The following is an 18,445-nucleotide window of genomic DNA, read 5'->3' as shown; positions in this document are numbered from 1 at the left end:
GATAGGTGAGCAACTGAGTAGTATCATTCTCAGTCATTTGTTTTTTCTTTGCGAATTTTAGCGTTTCTTTTATTTTTCGAATTCTGCGTGGAATAAAATCAGCCAAAACTCATAGCTCCTCAAAATAATATTTAGCCTTTTGTCCACTGTTTGGCAGAGTTCCCAAAAAGCAGTTTCGCCGCCAGGCAAGTGCAATTAATTTTTGCAGTGGCACGACAAGCTGAACTCGACTTCCGGGAAATAACCGCCAATAATTTCATATAAATAAGGATTGTATTTCCGTAAATTATCTATCCACAAAATAAAGTTTTTGAGTTACTCCCTTTATTTTTGACATACATTAGGATTGATAGCTATTTATAAATTATTTTGAAGGTATCACATTTTGTGATAACACAATTTCAAAAATCAATGTGAATCGATATCGTTTATCATTCGTAACGAGTGCTCCAGCGTTTTGGTAATTTCATCGAGGTATTCTTTTACCGCTTTCACACTGCCGGGCAAGGTGTAAACCAGTGATTTTTGAATGACCCCGGCCACACTTCGACTCAGCAACGCATTGGGTTTTTCGCTGCCATATTTTGTGCGGATAAGTTCCATGATTCCCGGAATTTCTTTGTCGAGCAACTTTTTAACAACATCGGGGGTAATATCGCGACTTCCGATTCCGGTACCTCCGGTGGTAATAATAATATCAACCTTTTCTTTGGCAGCATCGAAAAGAAGTTCTTCCAGCATCTTCTCATCGTCCGGAATAATAATGTTTTCAACATTTACCGGCCGGTTTCCTCTTTCAAAAAACTCTTTTACCAGTTTTGCGGCGAAAGGGCCGCTTTTGTCTTTATAAATTCCTTTGGCAGCGCGGTCGCTGAGCGTGACAACCAAAACTTTAATTTCTTTTGGAATGTAAGTCAGTTTGTCTCCCTTTTTCAGTTGCCCGGTTTTCAGTACACGGCAAAAAATTCCCTCAACGGGCATAATGCAACTTCCCACCTGCTGCATGATTTCGCAACCGGTGTGGCATTTTTTTCCAATTTGGGTGACCTGTAAAACCACATTGCCGCACTCAAACCGATCGAGAATATTTGTTTTGTGCAGTTCAAGTCCTTCGGTGGTAATGTTTTCGCCAAAGTCTCCAAAATTAAATTTGCGTTTGTTTTGCTCTTCCGCTTTTTTGAGGCTTTCCAGTCCCAGCAAACTCACTTGCCGGTGCCAGTAACCGGCGTGTGCATCACCTTTCACACCGGTTTCATTAATTGCCACAGATTCTACCGGTGTTTTCACCGTGCCTTTTTCTTCTGAAATATTCAGGGAACGTATATCTGTTTGTTTCATTTTTTTGTTTTCTCCAGCAGTTTTATTTCACTCATTTCCATGTTTTTGTCCACGGCTTTACACATATCATAGATGGTAAGCAAGGCTACATTAACAGCAGTTAAAGCTTCCATTTCTACGCCGGTTTTTCCGCTGCATTTTACTGTCGAAAAAGTGCGAATCCCATCTTTTTCAACTTGAAAATCAACCGCAATTTTTGTGAGTTGCAACTGGTGGCAAAGCGGAATCAAATTAAATGTATTTTTTGCCGCCTGAATACCTGCAACGCGTGCTACCGAAAAGATGTCGCCTTTTTCGATGGCATTTTGCTGAATGAGCTGCAGCGTTTTCTTATGAAGGGAAATTTTCCCTGAAGCTTTGGCAACACGCTCCTGAATTGGTTTTGCACCCACATCCACCATGTTGGCTTCGCCTTTTTCGTTGATATGTGAAAATTTATCGGACATACTTTCTTAAATTATTCATTCTATAAATGGATTTTCTTTTTATAAAACTCACCCTGATTTTATTACATAAAATCATCCCTCTCTTCTCGAAGAGAGGGAAAAGAGGGAGAGTTATACTTCCTAACCGCCAATATTGTAAAAGTTGTTTTGTTTGTTGATGACTCCCTTTTTCGGCTTTTTATTCAGCGCCATCAAAAAAGCATTTTCAATTCCGTATTCTTTGATGTTGAATCCTTTGTTGCTGAACAAGCAAGGTTTGATGGTTCCGTCTGCCAGCAGCCGCAGGCGGTTGCAAATGGCACAGTTTCCTCCATCGCCACCTTCCACCTGGGTGAATTTGCCGGTTCGCAAATCCATTTGTGTGATAAACCGTACTTGCAATCCTTCATCAGCCGCAAATTTCTTTAGCAAATCAGTTTGCTGATTTTCCGCGTCGCTCAATTTTACCACATTAATTTTTATGGGAGTCAGTCCGGCTTTTTTTGCTGCTCTGATTCCTTCAAACACATTTTTAAGATTTCCGCCACGGGTAATACGTTCATACTGGTCGGACACAACCGAATCGAGGCTGATGTTGATCCGGTCGAGACCGGCCTTTTTAAGCGGTTCGGCAAATTTCGATAACAGCGCACCGTTGGTGGTCATTGTAATTTCTTCAATGCCATCAATCCGGTTAATCATTTCTACCAAATTTACAATCCCTTTTCTAACCAGCGGTTCGCCACCTGTTAAACGGATCTTTTTTATTCCCAGTCCGGCACCCGCTTTTACTACTTCAGCAATTTCTTCGAGGCTGAGAATATCTTCTTTTTTCAGCAGTTGCACACCGCCTTCGGGCATACAGTAAACACATCGAAGGTTACAGCGGTCGGTTACCGAAATCCGCAGGTACGTGATATTTCTGTTATAACGGTCTAACATTTACCCTTTCACCTTTATTAATCGTTTTTACGCCTTTCGGAACCTCCAGCAAATATGACGCTCCGCTAAGCGCGTTAATGTGTGCCGAACCATGAAATTCAACCGGAATGACCTCCATTTTTTGATTTACATTGGCCGGCACAAAATTTATCCGATCTGCTTTTTTTCGGTTAAATTCTTTTCCCATCCGAAAAATTAAAATTTTTTGTTCAAAATTGTGTCCCATCAATGCATAAAGAAATGGTTTTGCATACAATTCGAACTGCACAAACGAAGAAACCGGGTTGCCCGACAAACCAAAACAATACTTGCTTCCCTTACGTGCAAAAACCATAGGTTTGCCAGGTTTTATGGCTGTTGCAGAAACCAGAATTTCGAACCCCAGGTTTTCAAGTACAATGGGCATAAAATCGTATTCGCCAACCGAAACGCCACCTGTAAGAAAAATGATGTCGCTCGAATCAAGCGCCGTACTCACTTTTTCTCTGAGCACTCTTTCCTCATCTTTTATAATTCCGCCGTAATTTGCATTAACTCCCATTTCCAAAATTTGGGCCAGCATCTGAGAAGAGTTGGAGTTGCGAATCTGAAACGATTTTGGTTGTTCGGCAGGTTCCACCAGTTCGGTTCCGGTAGCAAAAACAGTAATTTTCGGCCGACTGTAAACATTTGGCCTGCTCACCCCGGCTCCGGCAAGCACCGGCAAATGACGCGGTGTGAGCAATGTTGACCTATTCAGCACAATCTGTCCTCTCTGAATGTCTTCTCCGCGATAGCAAATATTGTTGGGCGATGATGGTTTCCTGCAAATTACTTTTCCGCTTTCAGCTATTTCTGCATCCTCTTTTTTGAAAACAAAATCAGCTTCCGGCGGAACCACGGCACCTGTCATTATTTTATAACATTGATTTTTGCCAATAGCTTTTTCGGGCAGCTTTCCGGCAAAAATGGTTTCAATTACCTCCAGTTTGTTGCTCAAATCCGACTGCCGGCAGGCATATCCGTCCATGGCAGACTTGTTGAACGGCGGCATGTCCATGTCGTGAATCACATCGGTAGCCAATACCCGTTTAAGCGAATCACGCAATTCAACCTTTTCAACCGGCATCTGGTTGGCCGATGAAACTATCAATTGCAGCGCATCTTTGTATTCAAGCATATCGGGTAAATTTTCTGTTTGTAAACTGAATGGTATTCCATTCAAAAATTTTTATTTCGTTGGATTGCACCTTAACAACATTCGTACCTTTTCGGAATTGCATTTGTTTTTTTGGTTTTTCTCCTGAAACGAAAAACAACAAGCCAGGTTCCAGAATATCGTACAATCCGCCTGATTCAACAACCACCGGCTGTTCCGGTCGAATAGATTCTAAAATCATGTTAAATGCTTCTCTTAGATTTTCATTTTTCTCCTGCACATAAAACACTTTTTCAGCACCAGACTGCAACATCCGCGAACTGTCTTTTTGGGTGATATTTTGTTCCTCAACAATTACCAGTTCTTCCGATTTGTGAAGATATTTCAGGTCGGAGTCCAACTCATGAAAATGGGGAGAAATTTTCACCCCGACTGTCCGATGTGTTTCCGACAACTTTTGAATGATTTTACAGGCAGAAAGTGTTTTACCGACATTCCGCCCGGTGCCCATCACAAGCAATATGTTCGGATAACTTTTCATTGCAAATCCTCAGGAAAGTTTATGTTTTTTAAGGTTTCGTCATGAAAAACAACGGTTTGCGCATTCAATTCTTTTAACAGATGTTGCATTTTAAAATCACCTTTTTCAATCTGTTTTTCGATTACTGGTAATACATTTTTGTTGTAGTACCCCAAAACAGGATAGGTTTTACCATTTGAACAGGCCGCTACAACTACCTGAAAATTTTTCTTTTCTTCCAGAATTTTTTCGAGAACTGAAGGTTTAATTCCCGGCATATCACACGGGCAGAAAATATTATCCTCTGTTTTGGATGCTGCAAGAACCGCCTGAATTCCGCCAATTGGCCCTATTTCTTTGAAGTTATCTTCAATTAATTCATATCCCAGAAAACGGTATTCCGGATTATTGGTGCTGATAAGAATATTAGAAGTCAACTTTTTACAAGCTGTAACAACATGCTCCACCAATCGTTTTCCGCGGTACAAAACAATTCCCTTGTCTTGCCCCATCCGGGAGCTTTTTCCTCCTGTCAGTATTATTGCTGTGAATCTCATATTAAAAATAAAATAGCTTGAAACTGGCAAAGAGCAACACAAACGACAGCAGATAGGTTAACTTCGCCGAGGTGAGTTTTACCCTTCCCACATGTGAGCCAATTAAACTACCGGCAATACCTAAAGCAATTAAAAAATAAATTTCAGGAACCGGATTCAAAATTCCCCTGGAAGCCAATCCGGATAAACCCGCAGCCGAATTCAAAAAAATAAAAATGGCAGAAACAGCAGCAGTTTCTTTAATGGTTGCCCAGTTTAGTATTAACAGAACAGGACTTAAAATGATGCCGCCGCCAATTCCGATCATTCCTGAAAAAAAACCGAGAATTGCGCCAATTACAAGAGCCAACGGAATATTTAACGGCTTGGTGTTTATTGGCTTTTTTGCAACAAAAAGCATCCGGGCTATGGCAATTAACAGAAAAATACCAAGTATAATTTTATAGGTTGATGGGTTTATTTGGATGCGGGCTCCCAAAAACGACATGGGAATTGACAAAATTATAAAAGGAAAGAGGAGTCTCAATTTAAAGAACCCCCCTTTGTAGTAAGAATAAAAAGAGATGCCTGCAACAAAAAGGTTCAGGATTAAAGCAGATGCCCGCATATTTTCGGGGGAAACTGCAAAAAGCGCCATAATTGCAAGATAACCGCTGGCTCCACCATGCCCTACCGATGAATACAAAATGGCGGTAACAAAAATTAATACGAAAAATAAAATTCCAAATTCCATTCAATCTTCCCCTTTCCAATTCATTTTAAAAATAAAACTCGGGAGGATATGCAGTTTCCGGCACATCCCATCGGTTTGTTTTCCTTGCTGAATACAGTTTAGGAAAAAAACTCGGAGAATATGATGGCAAAATTATTAAAATATTCCGATTGTTAGATATGAAAATAATTAGATTTTTTCAAGTGCATAGGTTTTGAGTTGGCATAAATAAAAAAATCCGCCAACCCGGAAGGATTGCAGAATACATTCTTATTCTGAATAATTCAATTTAAGAATCCTAAAAAAAAAGCATTCACATCAGGCACAAAAGCTAAATCATTCAGTCCTATTTCTCTTTACATCTGCGTGCCGCACAGATAATTGAAGCGGAAATACCAACTGCTGCGAAACTCCCGAGCAAAATAAAATAAACAGGTTTTGAAATATTTGTGCAGCAAGCAATAAAACCGATAGTTAACGTAGCAACGAATCCTAAAAATCCCCAGATTCCGAGATGATAGCACATCAAAACTAAAAACTTTTGCATAACTTTATTTTTTACAAATTTACGCCGAATAATGATATTTTGTTCATAATTTTGTGTGATATAAATATTCAAAAAATGTGACATTACTCACACCCACTAAGAGAAACAGAAACATGAACGAAACTAAAGCAATCTGTCATAATTGTATTTTCAAATCTTCTGCTGTTGAGACTTTAACCCAGGAAGAATTGTTTTTTCTGGGGAAAGGGTGCTCACAAATGATTTTCAATAAAAAGGATTTAATTTTTAAAGAAGGTGCACCTGCCAAGCACATCGCTTACATTAGGAAAGGTTTTGTGAAACTCTCAAAAAAAGGTATCGGAAACAAAGATTTCATTTTGAGTATTTCGGGGAAAGGTGCTTACCTGGGCATTCAAAACCTGAGTAAAAAGAATTTCAAATATTACTTCTCGGCCACCGCAATTACCGAGGCTGAAATCTGCTTTATCAACATCGACAAATTTGGGAAACTACTGAAATTGAATGGCAAATTTGCAACCGAGGTGATTACGTACATTTTTAATGATGAAATGAACTATTTCGATAGGCTTGTAAATAATGTGCAGCAACAATTGCCGGGCCGCCTGGCCAATACGCTGCTTTATTTTAAAAATCAGGTATATCAGAGTAAAACATTCAGTTTGAACCTGACAAAATCGGAACTGGCTTCACTAATCGGAACATCGCGGGAAAGTGTTTCACGACAGTTGAAGGAATTTCAGGATGCCGGATTTATTGAATCAGAGAATAAATTCATAAAAATTTTAGACGAAAAAAAACTGGAACAAATTAAAAATAAAGGCTGATTCAGCAAACCCGCTATAACCAAACCGAGAAAAATTTGCAAGTTTTACCATCAATTAAACTGCATTTATTAATTTTGACACCCGGTTGAAAAGAAATTCCTTTTCAATAATCAACAAATTAAAATCTTAAGATTACAAAACAATGAAATCATTAAAAAACAGCATCTTACTATTCATTCTCTATATATCTGCCATTACAACAGTAAATGCTCAAAATTTGATTTCGGCAGAAGAACTTGCTGGAATATACGATGACGAAAATGTGCAGGTTATTTGGGCAGGCTCAAACGAGGGATACAGAATTCACATAAAAGGTGCCATCAACATGCCATACAACGAATTGTGCAACCACCAGCCTGTAAAGAACCTGGTTAAAACACCCGAAGAAATGGTGCAGATTTTAGGCTCAAAAGGTATATCGTCGGACAAAACACTGGTTGTTTACGACGACGGGGTCGGGAAATATGCAGCACGGCTATACTGGACGCTGAAATACCTTGGGGCGAAAAAAGTAAAAATGCTTGACGGAAATCTGCCTGCCTGGAAAAATATCAACGGGTATATAACAGTTTCACCTACCAAAACAAATCCTGTGGTTTTTAATGCAGCTGTCGATAAAAAACAACTGGCAACCATAAATGATGTAAAGGATGCCATCGCCGATGCTTCCGTGATAATTCTGGATGCACGCCCTGCCGAAGACTTCTCCGGCGCTTCAGAAGCAAATTCAAAAAACGGACATATTCCCGGGGCAGTGAACGTAGATTTTGAAAACTTAAAAGATGAAAACGGGCTGCTGAAACCGAAAGAAGAATTAAAAACGATTTTCGAAGGAGTGGGAATAACTCCCGGTAAAACCATAATCATTTATTGCAATTCAGGTGTCAGGGCGAGTTTCGTTTACCTGGCGTTAAAAGAGTTGAACTATCCCAATTTAAAGGTGTATGACGGTTCGTTTCTTGAATGGAAACTGGATGCAAACAACAAGGTTGAAGCCTGATTGAATTAAAACAAGGGGTTGCAACCCCTTGTTAATTACAATTCATATTTTAAGGTTTAAGCACCTAATTCAATTAGCGTAAAAAAAACATTCCGAAATCTAAAACCTATTGCATATTCATTATTCAATATAGTAGTTAGGCAAAATACACTGAGAACTGCGGGAACTGATTAATCGCTGAAAATCATCCAGGCTGCTCAACATCAACTCCGAATTCTGATCGTGACATTCGAGGCACGAACCAACCAGTAATATTTTCTCCTGCTCTTTGCGGTTGAAGGGTCTGCCGTCGGTGCGCGTGGCAGCCTGATCGGTTCTTTCCTGCATAAAATCAATCCAGGCATCCTCGGGCAAACCATCAAAACGGTTATTGGCGTAGTGTGGCTTAAAAAACCACTCTCCCCGATTACCGGCGGTGCGGTATTCCAACTCTCCCCTTCCATAACCAAGTGCAAGCGAACTGTTGTGGCACGATTTACAGTCGCGGCCTTTTGCTGCGGTGGTATGCGGCGACAATGGCGCAAATAATCGCTTAAAAATTGTTGAACCTTCCGGAATTCCCGGGTAAGACCCCACATCGATTGACAAAACCATTCCGGGTGTAAAACCGATAATTTCGCGGGTCGAGTCATTTTCTATCACACCTAAAGTTGGTGGATCGGCTAAATACTCGCCAATGTATTCTTCCCAGGCACTTTTTGTCTCTTCATATTCCAGCAAATCGAATCCGTTTACAGCATCCTCTTCATACGCATTGTGGCATCCGACACACTGCGGTGCCCATGCCGAATGACACGCAGAGCAGGTTACATCAGAATGCGCCTCACCCCGTGTGCAAACCTCGGCAGGCGGCCTCATCGCAAAAAGCTTTTTCGTGTTCTTTCCAATAAAAATCGCGGTGTCGTTTTCGAACCAGGTATTTACAAGCGCCTGCCTGTAATCTTCAGTAATCAGAAACTGTTTGTCCCTTGAAATGTGCTCACGGAGATCAACAATTTTCTGTTCTTCCGAAGTTAGTTCGTCGTATGATACAGTTTGCGGTTTGCCCTCGAAATGGCAATCTTCACACTTCACTTTTTGCTGCTGTTCTTTGTGAGCATACAAATTTCCATCGCCCATCAATTCGTAAGAAGTGTGGCAATCCACGCATTCCAGCCCCAGTTCGTGATGAACATCGTCGGAAACAAATCGAAAAATACGCCCGTCCTGAAGTTCCCTGTATTTTTCTGTTTCATAGCCTTGATCCACCGATTCCAACAAGGTTTCGTGCCAGCCTTCGTAATTGGTCGAAATCCGTCCTGAGCGGCTGTGGCAGCCCAAACAATGGTTATCAGTTATTTTCAAGGACACTTCGGGATGAAAATTAGTTAGCAAGGTATCCGTTTCATCCGTTAGGTAAGTAGTCAATTCGTTACGTGCATCTTCGCTGTAATTCAGGTGGCAGGCGTTGCAGCCTCCACCGCGGCTCAGTTCATCAATTTCACCAAATTCCCGTTTCGGATTTCCCAGGTGACAATGTGCGCATAAATTGCGGAAATGTTGGTCGGCCGCACTGTGCCCGATTTGTTGTACATGCGCCAGTGCCGACAAATCATCTTCTTCATTAAACACAAATCGGTCAACCGTGACCATTCCGCTATTGGTGGTCATTATATTTTTTTGAATGCGATCGGTAATATCAGGATGACAATCTGCCGTGCCGCATGTCTTTGATGCATTTTCGAGATTTCCGGGCAACGCAATCATTTTTTTGTGTGCTTCATTTTTATCCAGTGTAAACGGATCGCCCAGATGACAAGAAGTGCATCCCAGACCTTCTGTACTGTGCGAGGCCGTAAAACCCTGGACATCTTCGTGGCAAACCAGGCAGGCTTCGCGGCGGCCGCGTACCGATGGAATTTCTTTAAAATTTTGGGGAGTTAATAAAAATGAAACTCTACTGGTTTTGAAGGGATTGTAAGCCTCTTTTATATATGAGGGATCCCACCGCCAGTTTTCGCCCCTGAAAAAATAACCGACAAACGTAAGAAGGCTATACGCTACAAATAAAACCAGCAGGATTCGTTTTGCATTCAGCGCAGCATGGTTTTTCAGTCGTGGGATAAAATAGAAAAGAACAAATACCAGTAAAATAATCAATAACGACCAGCCGGCATGCGACATCCAGTGAAGAATTTCCTGAAATCCCACAAAATACCACGGTCCCTTTAACACCGGGTTAATGTTATCGTGCAACGGCGCTCTAAAAAAATAGCTAAGAATAGCAACCAACAAAATGGTAATCAGAGTCGTGCGGGCTTTCGTCCAAATGTATCTGGCATGTTCATAAACAACCACAAATAAAAAAATGGTGGCGGTGGCAATGTGATGAACATACAATAACTGAAAATTACCTTCACGACCAATTAATCCAGATGCGAGAAAATCGCCGGCTAACGGAACATCGCGCAACAGTGAATCGAGAATCCGGCGGGCCTGCAGTGCATCGGCATCACCTTTCAGAATAAACCCTGAAAGCATCACAAAAAAAGTAACTGCAACCGAAATTGTAACCCGCAACCACACTCCTTTTTTAACACGTCCTTCGGTTTTCCGGCTAAAATGATCGATGGTATGAATGATGGTAAAAATCAGAAAAAGTTGTCCCGACCAGTAATGGAAATTCCGAAAAAAACCGGCCCACGGATTTTGAATGATAAACCGGCTGATTGAATCATAAGGCGCATTTACATCGAACGAAACGGCAACGGCGATGCCAGACAAAGCACAAATCAGCAGGTTTGCGGTGGCAATGGCACCAAAAGTATCATAGATAAAACCGCTAAAAAAAATTTTAAACTTCATCCTGTAGCAAACGTAATAATTATTTTTTCACCTGAAATTTCGAAATCCGGTATTTCAAGTTTCCGTGGCGCAGGCCCCTGAACCGGCTCCCCGCTATTATTGTATCGCGAACCATGACATGGGCAAACCAGTTCCTGCCCTTCTGCTTTTGCAATTCTGCATCCGAGGTGTGTACATCTCGATGACAAAACTTTTAAATTATCGGCATTCACCCAAACAATAAACTCTTCAAAAAAATTATATCCTGCATTCAAACTTTTCTTATCGATTGTGTATGTCCTGGTTCTGGTTAAGTGCTGATTGAGCCTGGTAAGTTTTGCAAAAGCAAATACAAACCCCACTATCAACAGGTTAATCAATATCCTGAAAAAACGTTTTCTGCTAATTTGTTTCAAATTCAAATTTTTTGGATAGAACAACTCTAAAAGATGCGTAAAAATACAGATTCATATTTAAAAAATTCACTTTAAAATCAGACTTAATTATCTGTTTTTAACGAATTGCCGGCAGAAATACACCTCACCAAAAATTTATAAAGAATCTAAATAAAATTTTACACATTTGTCAATCAGACACATATATATATTTAAATATCTCAATCTTTCGAAGCAAATATATTAAGTACTGTTTTACTGATCATTATCAAATTTCTCATTTCTTTTTTAACTATTTTTGCAAATGAAGTTTACATCGTTTCTTTAATTGCACTAACAACATTTTTAAATAGAACTATCCTCATTAAGATAGATAAGAATTTTTAAGTTCAAATTAAATGAAAACTCGCAGGGATTTTATAAAAATATCAGCGCTTACAGCAGGGGGACTTGCTATGGCAGGAGGTGCTTTCTGGTCAAAAGGTTCAGAAATTCAGGAAGAACTTTCGTCCCTGGCCACTGATAAAAACCTGAAATTACATCGCTACCCGACTTATTGTGAAGTCTGTTTCTGGAAATGTGCCGGATGGACGCACACTGACGAAGAGGGAAACATCGTAAAAATACTCGGAAACGACGACGATCCACACAGCAATGGCCGGATGTGCCCGCGCGGAACCGGCGGAATCGGGATGTATCATGATGAAGACCGGCTGAAAACGCCACTCATTCGTACCACAGAAAACGGAAAGCAGACTTTCAGGGAAGCAAGCTGGGATGAAGCGCTTAATTTGATTGCTGAAAAATACCAGGACATCAAACAAAAATACGGGGCAGAAACCATTGCCGGTTTTTTCCACGGCTCACCCGGTTCGCACCTCGGACATTTGCTTCATGCATTTGGTTCGCATACTGAAGCACATCCGTCGTATGCACAGTGCCGTGGTCCGCGCGAAGTGGCATTTGCAGCCACTTATGGCAGCGGAGTTGGTTCACCTGAACCAACCGACATCCGTGATACCAAATGTCTCGTGCTGATTGGTTCACACATTGGCGAAAATATGCACAACGGGCAGGTACAGGAAATGGCAGATGCCATAGATAACGGTGCTACAATTATTACGGTTGACCCGCGCTTTTCGACAGCCGCCAGCAAATCGAAATTCTGGCTGCCAATTAAACCATCAACCGACATTGCGTTGCTGCTTGCCTGGATAAATGTGATTATCAACGATGAGTTGTACGATAAAGATTTTGTAGAAAAATACACTTACGGTTTTGATGAACTGAAAGAACATGTGAGCAAAATGACGCCGGAATGGGCTTACGGAATTACTACACTCGAACCGGCATTGATTCGCAAAACTGCCTACGAAATGGCAGCCGCTGCGCCCTCGGTAATTGTTCATCCGGGACGACATGTTACATGGTATGGCGACGACACCCAAAGAGAACGTGCCATTGCAATTCTTAACGGACTACTTGGTTCATGGGGACACCGTGGAGGATTTTATTTCCCGGAGGCAAAGAGTTTGCCTTCATTCCCAACACCGGCCACACCTCATCCTGAATGGGACTGGAAAGATATTCACGATGAAAAATATCCGCTTGCACTACTTCCGGTTTCCAATGCTTTGGTAGAAGCATCGATTCCGGAAAACAACCCGAAACATTTGATAAAAAGCTGGCTGGTGGCAGGAACCAATCTTCCGCTAACCTTGCCTGACAAGCAACAGACATTAACAGCCATGCAGGCGCTCGAGTTCCTTGTAGTTGTTGATACAATGCCAATGGAAATTACGGGTTATGCAGATGTTGTGCTCCCAGAGTGTACGTATCTCGAACGTTACGATTATATCCGGTCGGCACCTCACCGCGAGCCCAACGTTGCACTGCGCATGCCGGCCACCGAACCAAAATACGACTCGAAACCGGCATGGTGGATCGCCAAACAACTGGGAGAAAAGCTGGGCCTCCAAAAATATTTCCCATGGAAAGATATTGAAGAAGTACTCGACTGGCAGCTCAAACAAGTTGGTTCTTCGCTGGAGGAAATGCAACGAATAGGAGTAAAAAAATTCGATCGGGTGTTTGGCGCACCTTATCTTGCAGATGGTGAAGATTTCGAATTCAATACCAACTCAGGAAAAATTGAACTCTACTCCACTGAAATGCAAAATGCCGGATTCGACCCACTGCCTTCGTTCACGAAACACGAAGAGCCGCCCCAAGGTTATTACCGCCTGATTTATGGCCGCACGCCGGCGCATACTTTCAGCCGGACGGCGAATAATCCTAATCTGGTGGATTTAAAACCCGAACCGTGGCTTTGGATCAACCCAAAAGTGGCAACCATCTGGGGAATTGAAAACGGCCAATATATCTGGCTGAAGAACCAGGACGGAAAAACCACCCGGTTCCCGATACAGGTCAGGGTAACTGAGCGTATCCGGTGGGATTCCGTATTTATGCCGCACGGTTTCGGGCATCACAACAAACGACTGTCCCGGGCCTACGGAAAAGGAGCAAGCGATGCAGAGTTAATAACAAATGTAAAAATTGACCCGGTAATGGGAGGGACAGGGATGCGTTCCAATTTTGTAACTTTCCTAACCGAAGAACCGGAAATGGAGGTTGAATCATGAGATATGCCATGGCAATAGACACCAAAAAGTGTGTCGGCTGTTCTGACTGTGTAGTTGCCTGTCAAACAGAAAACAATGTACCGATTGGTTATGCCCGTGACTGGGTGGCAGAAATGGTTGCCGGAACTTACCCGAACGTAGAGTTGGAAATCCGTTCAGAAAGATGTAACCACTGCGACAATGCACCTTGTGTAAGGTGCTGCCCCACCGGAGCCAGCCACATTATCGATGGTGGAATTGTGAAAGTTACACCTGAAGAATGCATCGGTTGTGGTGCCTGTATCCAGTCTTGCCCTTACGATGCAAGATACTCGCACCCCGAAGGATATGTTGACAAATGCACTTTCTGTGATCACCGTGTGAAAGACGGACAGGATCCTGCATGTGTGGCAGTTTGTCCTACTAAATGTATGTATTTTGGTGATTTGGATGACCCAAGCAGCAATGCTTCCGAAGCAATGAAAAACAGGAATTATAAAGCGCTTGCTCCTGAAGCAGGTACCGATCCTCATATATTTTATCTTCTTTAAACTTTAAAATGAACGAACAATGAAGGAAGAATTATTAATAAGCGGCCGGATGAACCCCAATATTGATCCGTATCTGAACATCTGGCACTGGCATATTCCGGTTTATCTTTTTCTTGGCGGGCTGGCAGCTGGTATCCTATTTTTTGCTGCATTTTATACAATCTCCGGCAGGGAAAAAGAGATGCCGACTACTGTAAAATGGGCTACTTTTATTGTACCTGTAGCGCTGATAGTTGGTCTTTTGGCGCTGTTTCTCGACCTGAAACACCAGCTCTATTTCTGGCGTTTGTACACCACTGTAAGATTACAGTCGCCCATGTCGTGGGGAGCCTGGACACTGATGCTGGTTACCCCTCTAAGTATAATCTGGGTGGCTACTTACATGAAAGAAATTGTTCCGGGCTGGAAATGGCCCTGGAAATTTCTTGACAAATTCGAAGCTTTTGTAATAAAACACAAAGTTGAGCTGGCATGGATTTTAATTGTTTTGGCTGTAATTCTTGGAATATACACCGGAATTCTGCTGTCAGCTTTTAATGCACGGCCACTTTGGAATACATCGATACTCGGACCACTTTTCCTCGTTTCAGGATTATCGACCGGAGCGGCTGCTATAATCTGGATGTCCAAAAGTCATTACGAACGAAAAATTATGAGCCGGATTGACATTCTGCTCATTATCATCGAACTTTTTTTGGTTACCCACATGATTATGGGATTTTTGGCCGGTTCAGAAGTAAAAATTGCTTCTGCCATGTTGTTCCTCGGTGGTCAGTTCACCGTTTCATTCTGGGTATTTTTTGTGATACTCGGGCTTGTGTTTCCGCTGACTCTGGAAGTACTGGAATTACGAGGATTCAAAATTCCGGTTGGAATTCCGGCATTTCTTATCCTTTTTGGTGGCCTGGTATTCCGTTTTATTATGGTTGAGGCCGGCCAGTTTACACGTTATCTTTATTAAATCTAAAAATTCAAAAAAAATGAAAGACAGAAGTAAAAAATACATCAACCCTTATCTTGGCGGATTTCTGCTGGGGCTGTTGCTTTTGGTTACATTTTTTATAACCGGAAGAGGACTTGGAGCCAGTGGAGCGGCAAAAACCACAGTGGTAGCAGCAGTGGATGTCGTGTCTCCTGAACATGCTGCCCGTTCAGAATACTACAGCAAATTTATAAGCGACGATCGGAATATTATGGACACCTGGTTATCGTTTGAAGTGCTGGGCATGTTGGCTGGTGCATTTTTAAGCGGCACACTTTCCGGAAGGCTGGGTTTTAAAACCGAGCACTCACCGAAAATTTCATCAAAAAAACGTTTGTGGGCTGCTGCAATCGGAGGTATTTTATTTGGATTCGGCTCACAACTCGGCCGTGGATGTACAAGTGGTGCCGCACTGAGCGGAATGGCAACACTTGCTACCGCCGGTTTTGTAACCATGCTTGCTATTTTTGGCACCGGATTCCTCGCTGCCTATTTTTTCAGAAAACTTTGGATTTAATTTAGAACGATAAAAACAGATACAATGGGACCATTAATACCACAAGGAATTATCGACGGACAGTGGAGCAATGTAATTGCACTACTCATTGGAATGGCTTTCGGGTTCATTCTCGAATCTTCCGGATTTTCATCTTCCCGAAAACTGGCCGGTGTTTTTTACGGCTACGATTTTGTCGTTCTGAAAGTGTTTTTCACAGCAGCAATAACAGCGGCTTTGGGATTATTCTATTTTGATTATGCCGGATGGATTGACGCAGGTTTTCTATACGTGAACCCAACTTTTCTTAACGGAGCCATCATTGGCGGAATTGTGATGGGTGTAGGTTTTGTAATTGGCGGATTTTGCCCCGGAACAAGTACCTGCGCCGCAGCAATCGGAAAAATTGACGGTTGGGTCTTTTGGGGTGGAATGATGGTTGGGATTTTCATATTCTCCGAATTTTTCCCTTTCCTGAAAAACGTTTATACAGCAAATTCGCTGGGGCCGGTAAAAGTGTATGAATCACTGGGAATTAACGCCGGATTGTTTATACTGATACTAATTATTGTTGCCATTGCAGCATTTTTTGTAGCAACAAAAATTGAAAAAAAACTACGGCCAAAACGAGTAGAATTCTAAAAAAATCAGAAATCCGATGAGAAAAAGATATATCATTTTAGCCGCTATCCTCATTGTTCTCGGAGCAGGAACAATTCTGCTGCCCAACAAGGTAACCAAAAATCAGGTGCCAGCGGAGCGGTTACTGCAGGAACTGAATGACCAAACTCGTTATAAAGAACCGATTTTTGTGGCGCAAAAGATAATTGAAAACGATCCTTCCTTTCAGATTATTGATGTCAGATCACCTGAAGAATACCAGGAATTTACACTTCCGGGAGCTATCAACATTCCGCTGGAGGAATTGAACAATCCTGAATACCAGGGTTATCTCGACCCGATTGGAAGGGAAAACATTTTCATTTCGAATGGCGGCCTGAAAGCCAACCAGGCCTGGATGCTTTGCCTCCGGAAAGGATACCGGAAAAACTACGTGATGAATGGTGGCCTGAACCATTGGATGGAGACCGTAATGCGCCCTGTACCTCCGCCACCAACAGCCTCAAAATCAGCGTTCGAAGAATATAACAAATGCAAAGCTGCCAGTTTATATTTTGGTGGCGGAAGCATGGATATAAACACTGATGTGGAAAGAAAAGAGTTGCCAATGCAGCGCCGGGAAAAAAAACGGACCGTTGCAGGAGGTTGCTAAATAAATTTTAAATCTTTTCAGTTTAAAAGAAAGAGAATTATGAAAAAATCAAATAACCTGATAATCGGAGCAATTGCTTTTGTCGTAATTATCCTGATTGCTTTGATAAGCATAAGTCAGCCCGAGCATCCGTATGAATTATCGCAGGAAGAAGCGCTCGAGATGGCATTAACTTCCAACGAGATGGAAGTCATTCCCGAAGAGCTCCGATTTCTTAAAGAGGATAATTCGGTAACCCTCCATTTTGTAGATTTGCGCAACCCCGGAGAATTTCAAAAAGGACATATTGAAGGAGCTGTGAACATCCCGCTGAGCAGCATTCTCGAAGAAGAAAACCTGGAATTTTTCAGAAGTCTTGATTCAGCCAACACTGCAATACTTTACGGCACCGACCAGTTGCAGGTTAGTGGCCCATGGATGATTTTGAAACAACTAGGAGTCAACAATATAAAAATGCTAAAAGGCGGATATAATTATTATTCCACCCACTCGCTCGATGTTTCCGATATGCCGGAAACACCAACTTACATGATTGAAGCGCCGCAATATGATTATGCACAAATTGTGGAAGAAACACCCGGAATTGGCGATGTTACGGTTGAAACCGAAGGACCGGAGCAGGTAATTCCTGTTCGGAAGAAAAAAACGCAACGCGTAGCTGGTGGCTGTTAAAAAAAAACATTAACAATATATTGTTAGTTTAAAACCGGTGAATGAATCAATTCACCGGCTTTTCTTTTCTCAATGTATTAAATATTAGTCCCCAAAAGTTGTCTTCTTTAAGAATCTTAGTTCTTTATTATTAAAGCATCAAACGGCTCTTTCTCCTGTACAAACTCATTTCTGTGATATTTATCCTGTTCAATTCGAGGCTTTTTTTTGTAATTTTCCCGCTTCTTTTAAAACTGACAATTCAGTTATAACTCATATTTTAATAAATTACCTATGCGAAAAATTACACTTTTATTGATTAGCTTACTCATGGTCAGCTCGGTAACGATGGCCAAAAAGAAAAAAGATGCTGAAGAAAAAGGCGACACGATTATTACAAGCAGCCTTGTCAGCGGACTTAAATTTCGCAGCATTGGCCCGGCATGGGCCAGCGGTCGAATTGCCGATTTTGCAGTAAACCCTGACAACCCAAAAGAATATTACGTGGCAGTGGCCAGCGGAAACGTTTGGAAAACCACCAACAACGGAACCACGTGGAATCCCATTTTTGACAATTACGGTGCTTATTCCATTGGCGTGGTAAAAATGGATCCGAATAACCACAATGTAATTTGGGTGGGAACCGGCGAAAATAACCACCAGCG

Annotated in this window: 20 protein-coding genes and 1 riboswitch; of the genes, 10 read left to right on the top strand and 10 right to left on the bottom strand. The window is 41.8% G+C overall.

Going from position 1 to position 18,445, the window contains the following annotated elements:
• Positions 1 to 408 precede the first annotated feature (408 nt).
• From ACTCNA_RS14015 to ACTCNA_RS13980, 8 genes are all read right to left on the bottom strand, one after another.
• Positions 409 to 1,338: a molybdenum cofactor synthesis domain-containing protein gene (locus tag ACTCNA_RS14015; RefSeq protein WP_462948551.1), complete on the bottom strand. Its 930-nt coding sequence runs from the start codon at positions 1,336 to 1,338 to the stop codon at positions 409 to 411.
• Positions 1,335 to 1,784 carry a cyclic pyranopterin monophosphate synthase MoaC gene (gene moaC / locus ACTCNA_RS14010; RefSeq protein WP_462948550.1) on the bottom strand — a complete coding sequence of 150 codons (450 nt, stop codon included), beginning with the start codon at positions 1,782 to 1,784 and terminating at the stop codon, positions 1,335 to 1,337. Before moaC ends, ACTCNA_RS14015 begins: the two co-directional genes overlap by 4 nt.
• Positions 1,785 to 1,904: 120 nt before the next feature.
• Positions 1,905 to 2,705 carry a GTP 3',8-cyclase MoaA gene (locus ACTCNA_RS14005; RefSeq protein ID WP_462948549.1) on the bottom strand — a complete coding sequence of 267 codons (801 nt, stop codon included), beginning with the start codon at positions 2,703 to 2,705 and terminating at the stop codon, positions 1,905 to 1,907.
• A complete protein-coding gene (locus tag ACTCNA_RS14000; protein ID WP_462948548.1) occupies positions 2,689 to 3,864 on the bottom strand; it encodes a molybdopterin molybdotransferase MoeA in 1,176 nt (391 codons plus the stop codon). Before ACTCNA_RS14000 ends, ACTCNA_RS14005 begins: the two co-directional genes overlap by 17 nt.
• Complete coding sequence (locus ACTCNA_RS13995; protein ID WP_462948547.1) at positions 3,857 to 4,384, bottom strand: hypothetical protein; 528 nt, start codon at positions 4,382 to 4,384, stop codon at positions 3,857 to 3,859. The genes ACTCNA_RS14000 and ACTCNA_RS13995 overlap by 8 nt, the downstream gene beginning before the upstream one ends.
• Positions 4,381 to 4,920 carry a molybdenum cofactor guanylyltransferase gene (mobA, locus tag ACTCNA_RS13990; RefSeq protein ID WP_462948546.1) on the bottom strand — a complete coding sequence of 180 codons (540 nt, stop codon included), beginning with the start codon at positions 4,918 to 4,920 and terminating at the stop codon, positions 4,381 to 4,383. The genes ACTCNA_RS13995 and mobA overlap by 4 nt, the downstream gene beginning before the upstream one ends.
• A 1-nt stretch (position 4,921) precedes the next feature.
• Positions 4,922 to 5,653 carry a sulfite exporter TauE/SafE family protein gene (locus ACTCNA_RS13985; protein WP_462948545.1) on the bottom strand — a complete coding sequence of 244 codons (732 nt, stop codon included), beginning with the start codon at positions 5,651 to 5,653 and terminating at the stop codon, positions 4,922 to 4,924.
• Positions 5,645 to 5,782: riboswitch (molybdenum cofactor riboswitch) on the bottom strand. It overlaps the preceding gene by 9 nt.
• Positions 5,783 to 5,978: 196 nt before the next feature.
• On the bottom strand, positions 5,979 to 6,179 hold the full coding sequence (locus ACTCNA_RS13980) for a hypothetical protein (protein WP_462948544.1): 201 nt from the start codon (positions 6,177 to 6,179) through the stop codon (positions 5,979 to 5,981).
• A gap of 113 nt (positions 6,180 to 6,292) precedes the next feature.
• On the opposite strand from ACTCNA_RS13980, the gene ACTCNA_RS13975 reads away from it, so the two are divergent.
• Positions 6,293 to 6,985, top strand: a complete 693-nt coding sequence (locus tag ACTCNA_RS13975) for a Crp/Fnr family transcriptional regulator (protein WP_462948543.1) — start codon at positions 6,293 to 6,295, stop codon at positions 6,983 to 6,985.
• A 142-nt stretch (positions 6,986 to 7,127) separates the two neighbouring features.
• Positions 7,128 to 7,985 (top strand): sulfurtransferase, encoded by an 858-nt coding sequence (locus ACTCNA_RS13970; RefSeq protein WP_462948542.1) that lies wholly within the window; start codon positions 7,128 to 7,130, stop codon positions 7,983 to 7,985.
• 120 nt (positions 7,986 to 8,105) lie between these two features.
• On the opposite strand, the gene ACTCNA_RS13965 is transcribed toward ACTCNA_RS13970, so the two are convergent.
• Entirely contained in the window at positions 8,106 to 10,829 is a 2,724-nt protein-coding gene (locus ACTCNA_RS13965) for a multiheme c-type cytochrome (RefSeq protein ID WP_462948541.1), read from the bottom strand.
• Positions 10,826 to 11,224: a QcrA and Rieske domain-containing protein gene (locus ACTCNA_RS13960; RefSeq protein ID WP_462948540.1), complete on the bottom strand. Its 399-nt coding sequence runs from the start codon at positions 11,222 to 11,224 to the stop codon at positions 10,826 to 10,828. The genes ACTCNA_RS13965 and ACTCNA_RS13960 overlap by 4 nt, the downstream gene beginning before the upstream one ends.
• A 377-nt stretch (positions 11,225 to 11,601) precedes the next feature.
• Here ACTCNA_RS13960 and ACTCNA_RS13955 point away from each other — a divergent pair, with 377 nt between their 5' ends.
• From ACTCNA_RS13955 to ACTCNA_RS13920, 8 genes are all read left to right on the top strand, one after another.
• Complete coding sequence (locus ACTCNA_RS13955; RefSeq protein ID WP_462948539.1) at positions 11,602 to 13,848, top strand: molybdopterin-containing oxidoreductase family protein; 2,247 nt, start codon at positions 11,602 to 11,604, stop codon at positions 13,846 to 13,848.
• Positions 13,849 to 13,856: 8 nt separating this feature from the next.
• Positions 13,857 to 14,378 carry a 4Fe-4S dicluster domain-containing protein gene (locus ACTCNA_RS13950; protein WP_462948538.1) on the top strand — a complete coding sequence of 174 codons (522 nt, stop codon included), beginning with the start codon at positions 13,857 to 13,859 and terminating at the stop codon, positions 14,376 to 14,378.
• Between the two features lie 19 nt (positions 14,379 to 14,397).
• Complete coding sequence (gene nrfD, locus ACTCNA_RS13945; protein ID WP_462948537.1) at positions 14,398 to 15,339, top strand: NrfD/PsrC family molybdoenzyme membrane anchor subunit; 942 nt, start codon at positions 14,398 to 14,400, stop codon at positions 15,337 to 15,339.
• Complete coding sequence (locus ACTCNA_RS13940) at positions 15,278 to 15,877, top strand: YeeE/YedE thiosulfate transporter family protein (RefSeq protein WP_462948536.1); 600 nt, start codon at positions 15,278 to 15,280, stop codon at positions 15,875 to 15,877. Before nrfD ends, ACTCNA_RS13940 begins: the two co-directional genes overlap by 62 nt.
• A gap of 24 nt (positions 15,878 to 15,901) precedes the next feature.
• A complete protein-coding gene (locus ACTCNA_RS13935) occupies positions 15,902 to 16,498 on the top strand; it encodes a YeeE/YedE thiosulfate transporter family protein (RefSeq protein WP_462948535.1) in 597 nt (198 codons plus the stop codon).
• A gap of 16 nt (positions 16,499 to 16,514) precedes the next feature.
• Positions 16,515 to 17,129, top strand: a complete 615-nt coding sequence (locus ACTCNA_RS13930) for a rhodanese-like domain-containing protein (protein WP_462948534.1) — start codon at positions 16,515 to 16,517, stop codon at positions 17,127 to 17,129.
• 39 nt (positions 17,130 to 17,168) lie between these two features.
• Positions 17,169 to 17,801, top strand: coding sequence for a rhodanese-like domain-containing protein (locus ACTCNA_RS13925; protein WP_462948533.1), 633 nt, complete (start codon positions 17,169 to 17,171; stop codon positions 17,799 to 17,801).
• Positions 17,802 to 18,074: 273 nt separating this feature from the next.
• Positions 18,075 to 18,445: WD40/YVTN/BNR-like repeat-containing protein (locus ACTCNA_RS13920; RefSeq protein WP_462948532.1), on the top strand; the 371-nt coding region annotated here is incomplete at its 3' end.

The sequence above is a fragment of the Tangfeifania sp. genome (assembly GCF_055108615.1).
The sequence above is the reverse complement of the archived record's forward strand: the minus strand, read 5'-3'. Positions and strand labels throughout refer to the sequence as shown.